Source organism: Pelatocladus sp. BLCC-F211 (assembly GCF_041928655.1).
Lineage (GTDB): Bacteria > Cyanobacteriota > Cyanobacteriia > Cyanobacteriales > Nostocaceae > Pelatocladus.
Map to the genome: position 1 here is coordinate 1 of NZ_JBHFLM010000013.1, position 3,908 is coordinate 3,908.

At 43.6% G+C, this 3,908-nt stretch carries 5 protein-coding genes; 4 read left to right on the forward strand and 1 reads right to left on the reverse strand.

The genetic code is table 11. From position 1 onward, the window contains the following. Nucleotides 1–253: 253 nt before the first annotated feature. Nucleotides 254–643, reverse strand: a complete 390-nt coding sequence (locus ACE1AT_RS01195; protein WP_374865488.1) for a helix-turn-helix domain-containing protein — start codon at nt 641–643, stop codon at nt 254–256. Between the two features lie 361 nt (nt 644–1,004). Between ACE1AT_RS01195 and ACE1AT_RS01200 the strand changes: the two genes are divergently transcribed. From ACE1AT_RS01200 to ACE1AT_RS01215, 4 genes are all read left to right on the forward strand, one after another. Continuing rightward, nucleotides 1,005–1,298 (forward strand): MarR family transcriptional regulator, encoded by a 294-nt coding sequence (locus ACE1AT_RS01200; protein WP_374865489.1) that lies wholly within the window; start codon nt 1,005–1,007, stop codon nt 1,296–1,298. Beyond that, nucleotides 1,295–2,002: a hypothetical protein gene (locus tag ACE1AT_RS01205; protein ID WP_374865490.1), complete on the forward strand. Its 708-nt coding sequence runs from the start codon at nt 1,295–1,297 to the stop codon at nt 2,000–2,002. The genes ACE1AT_RS01200 and ACE1AT_RS01205 overlap by 4 nt, the downstream gene beginning before the upstream one ends. After that, nucleotides 1,999–3,342 carry a replicative DNA helicase gene (dnaB, locus tag ACE1AT_RS01210; RefSeq protein WP_374865491.1) on the forward strand — a complete coding sequence of 448 codons (1,344 nt, stop codon included), beginning with the start codon at nt 1,999–2,001 and terminating at the stop codon, nt 3,340–3,342. The genes ACE1AT_RS01205 and dnaB overlap by 4 nt, the downstream gene beginning before the upstream one ends. Before the next feature lie 269 nt (nt 3,343–3,611). Beyond that, nucleotides 3,612–3,908, forward strand: a 297-nt coding sequence (locus tag ACE1AT_RS01215) for a DNA cytosine methyltransferase (RefSeq protein WP_374865492.1), incomplete at its 3' end; no start/stop codon positions are given.

The following is a 3,908-nucleotide window of genomic DNA, read 5'->3' on the forward strand; positions in this document are numbered from 1 at the left end:
TTTCGCATTATCTCTATGTATTACTTAAATAAAAAGCAATTATCAAGCTATTTTCATCTATCAATTTCTGGATTAAACTTGCATTAATTTGGGGTGATAAATATAACAATGATGATGAAACGCAATAAACGGAATGTACTACCATCTACCAGCTACAAACACGTAATATTAAGAGTTGCTGATATTGGTAACACAGAATTCTTTAGCCTGCAAGTAAGGAATCCTAAATGTAATTACCGAGATTGACAATATATTACGATACAAGCTGACTACGTAAATAGCGGACTCTGTTGGCGATCACACCCATTGCATCTAACAGTTCATCTTCGTCAGCATTTTGAATAATCTCTACAAGCGACTGCCTATAAGATGATGGTGACTGCTTTTGATTGGACACCAATTTAAAAAAGTGTTGTCTAGAACCAGGCGCAAGGTTATCTACACCGTCCAACAGTCTTGAAAGAACGGTGGTACTCACATCACGCTTGCCTCGACGAAATTCGCTGATGTGATTCTCGGAAACTCCTGTCAATTTTGATAACTCTTTTGCACTAATCCTATAGAACCTTATCGTCGCATCAAACGACGTTGATAGAGGTGACACAGGTAATGAATCCGCCAAGTCAGAATTGTTAACTTTCATTACATAATTAGCTTATGTGCTAACAGGGTGGTAAATTTATACAGCGATAGGCTAACTATAAAAATTTTAGACCCTTTAAGTCAATGTTAAACCAACATCGACTGATGGAGTTAGCCAAAACACAGGCTGAGGCTAATCACAACTATATCATCGGCTTGTTGATTTTACCTTTGATGGTGCATCTAATATCGCTTTCAAATATATGGCGATAGAACAATAGATTATCAACAAAAGCCGACACAGCATCTTTTTAGCAGTGAGAAAGCTATTTTGATGTGGGTTGTGAGTAGGCAAAAATAAACCCCTATCTGGCTGGATGGGGTAGGAATTCGTAATTTTTATTTTTCTTACGAGGTACATTATGACGCAAAACGGCGTAAAAATTCAAGGAAAATTTTACCCCCTCCAGCACGAAGAATGGCTAAGAGCCTGCCGAGAATTAACGCCAGCACAGCGAGACGTGCTGTACTACATCCGCACCATTGACCCTTATAACCAGGGAATTGAAATTAATTGCGCCGAAATAGCTCGTCTGGTGTCAAAGCCAAGACGCAAGCTCAAAAAGGAAACTGTAAGCCACACTATCAAAGAACTTATTGCTCTTGGTTTCTTGAGCGATGAAATTGCTGTAACCTCCCTGGAGGTACAGCCATGATGGGAAAATTTTACCCCCTGACTCCTGAAATGTCTCAAAAACTTAGAAAGTCCAAACTAACAAAGCACGAAATGGCGTTATGGCTTTACCTAATTGAAAAAGATCCTTTTGGCGATCGCTACTGGCAGCTGCCCTCAACGTTAGAAATCACCACAGAACTTGAGATGAGTAAAGCCTCATATTTCCGCGCTAGGGCTAGGTTACAAGAACTTGAGTTATTTGACTTTCAAGAGCAAAGAGTTGATTGCAGAAATTTAACTGGAGTCTCAAAAATGAGACTAGAGTCTCAAAAATGCGACTCACAGTCTCAAAAAAGAGAAAATCAAGCTTCAAAACCCGCTTCAGACAACGATTCCAGCACTCCTCAGATAGATCAGACTTATTCAGACTTTATAAAGACTCTCTCAGAAGAGGAGCGAGCGAATTTTTTAAATTTCTGTCAGGAAAAAATAAAGAACCTCAGCCAGGAAGTAAACGACATTGAGGCGTGGTTAGCACACCAAAACAAAGCCGGACAAAACAGGTGGGAGGTTTATTACGAAAAATATCTAGCTTCAAAACAAACACAAGCCAAAAAAGCTGCAACCAACAATGCTTTAGATGAATTTCGCCGAGAACTCGAAGAACGACAACAACAGGCCCAGAGAGCTTGGGAAGAGTCACAAAACAAAAACTGGGATGAAACTATAGGAGGTGCGACGTGATTGATAAACTGCCTCCCCAAAATGTCGAGGTTGAAGAAGCGATTTTAGGCGGAATCATGCTCGACCCAGAAGCGATGAGTAGGATAAGCGATCGCCTAATTCCCGAAGCGTTTTATATCGACTCCCATAAAGATATTTATCAAGCCGCGCAGCGCCTTCATTGGTCTGGTAAACCCACGGATTTGCTCTCGGTGACAAATTGGCTGGCTAACTACGATTTACTGACACGCATTGGTGGCAGAAATAAACTTGCCTCGCTTGTAGACCGCACAGTTTCAGCTATTAACATCGATGCTTTGGCTGAATTGGTGATGGACAAGTACACACGTAGGCAGTTGATTAAAGCGGGTAACGAAATTGTGCAGCTGGGCTATGAAGCCGAAACTGAGTTGCCAATTATACTTGACCAGTCAGAACAAAAAGTTTTTCGACTGTCGCAACAGCAGTTTTCCACCAACACCGAACATAACAGTACAATCACAGCTGCGGCGTATAGCGATTTAGAACAAATTAACCCAATTTATCCAACTGGAATTCACCAATTAGACGAACTCATTGTGGGGTTTGAAGGGGGGACACTGACCCTGGTTGCAGGTCGCCCATCAATGGGGAAAAGCGCCATTGCCATGTGTCTGGCGCAGCGAATTATGTTACTGCACAATCTCCCGGTGGTTTTCTTCTCGTTGGAGATGACCAAAAAGCAGCTTGAGTACAGGCTGTGGAGTTTGATTAGTGTCACCAACGAGTATCGACACCTAGATATCACACCCTTGAGGGGCGATCGCATCCGTAGGCATCGGGCTGGACTTGCACCCCTAATGGATTGGGAATTTGCCAGCATCGCCAAAATAGTTGGTATTGCCTCCGAACTGCCCTTGTACATAAATGACTCAAGAGGCATTACTGTTTCTGGTATTGCTTCAGAATGTCGCCAAATTAAGGCGCGTGAAGGGAAATTGGGCTTAGTTGTAGTTGATTACCTGCAAATGATGGCAGAAGACTCTGGAGGCAATCGTAGCTATGAACTAGGGGATGTAGCCAGGGGACTTTACAAAATGGCAGGGGAATTAGATGTACCTGTGCTGGCACTATCGCAAATTTCTAGGGCAGTTGAGGGCAGACAAATTAAACGCCCGATGATGAGTGACTTAAGTCAATCGGGAATCTTAGAAATGGTGGCAGACAATATTATTCTTGCCTACCGCGACGAATACTATAACCCCGATACTACAGAGCAAGGAATTTTAGAACTAATCGTGGCTAAGGCACGGCACGGTGATACGGGTACTGCGGCGGTGTTGTTTGACAAGTCCTACGGCATTATTAAAAACCTGGAGTGAGGGGGCAAGATGACTGTTAGCGCTTTGGTAAAAAGTCCCGGTGGCAGCTACAAAGTAGGCTCCCTCGATGATTCCTCCTTCAAAGTGGGCGTAGCTTGCTTCTCCGTAGGAGATCGCGTTGTCATTCAGCCAGACAATCTCAGTCAAAGGCGGCAATATCTAGCTAATGCCACAGGTGAAATTAAAGCTATCAAGGGCAACAAAGCATCTGTATTGCTCGATGAGCCAGCCAACAAGGCTTATAAACCGCATACTGTAAGGATTGACCTATGCTCACTCATCTGGATCTCTTCGCGGGAATCGGAGGATTTTCGCTTGCAGCAGCAACAGTTGGAGGAATTAGGACAACTCAATTTGTTGAACTTGATTCAGATGCCCAACTCGTCCTGCGATCGCGCTTCCCAGGAATCCCCATCCACTCAGATATCAGAGACTTTTCCCCCAGAACTGGAGAATATGAGTTGTTTACTCTGGGATTTCCCTGCACCGGAACCAGCATTGCAGGTAACGGAACCGGACTCAAGCACCCAGAGTCAAGCTTGTGGCTCGAAGCATTGCGGTGCATC

What these genes read in the sequence shown, in the direction of transcription:
- ACE1AT_RS01200 (WP_374865489.1), top strand. Translation starts at nt 1,005, where the DNA reads ATGACGCAAAACGGCGTAAAAATTCAAGGAAAATTTTACCCCCTCCAG.
- ACE1AT_RS01195 (WP_374865488.1), bottom strand. Translation starts at nt 643, where the DNA reads ATGAAAGTTAACAATTCTGACTTGGCGGATTCATTACCTGTGTCACCT.
- ACE1AT_RS01205 (WP_374865490.1), top strand. Translation starts at nt 1,295, where the DNA reads ATGATGGGAAAATTTTACCCCCTGACTCCTGAAATGTCTCAAAAACTT.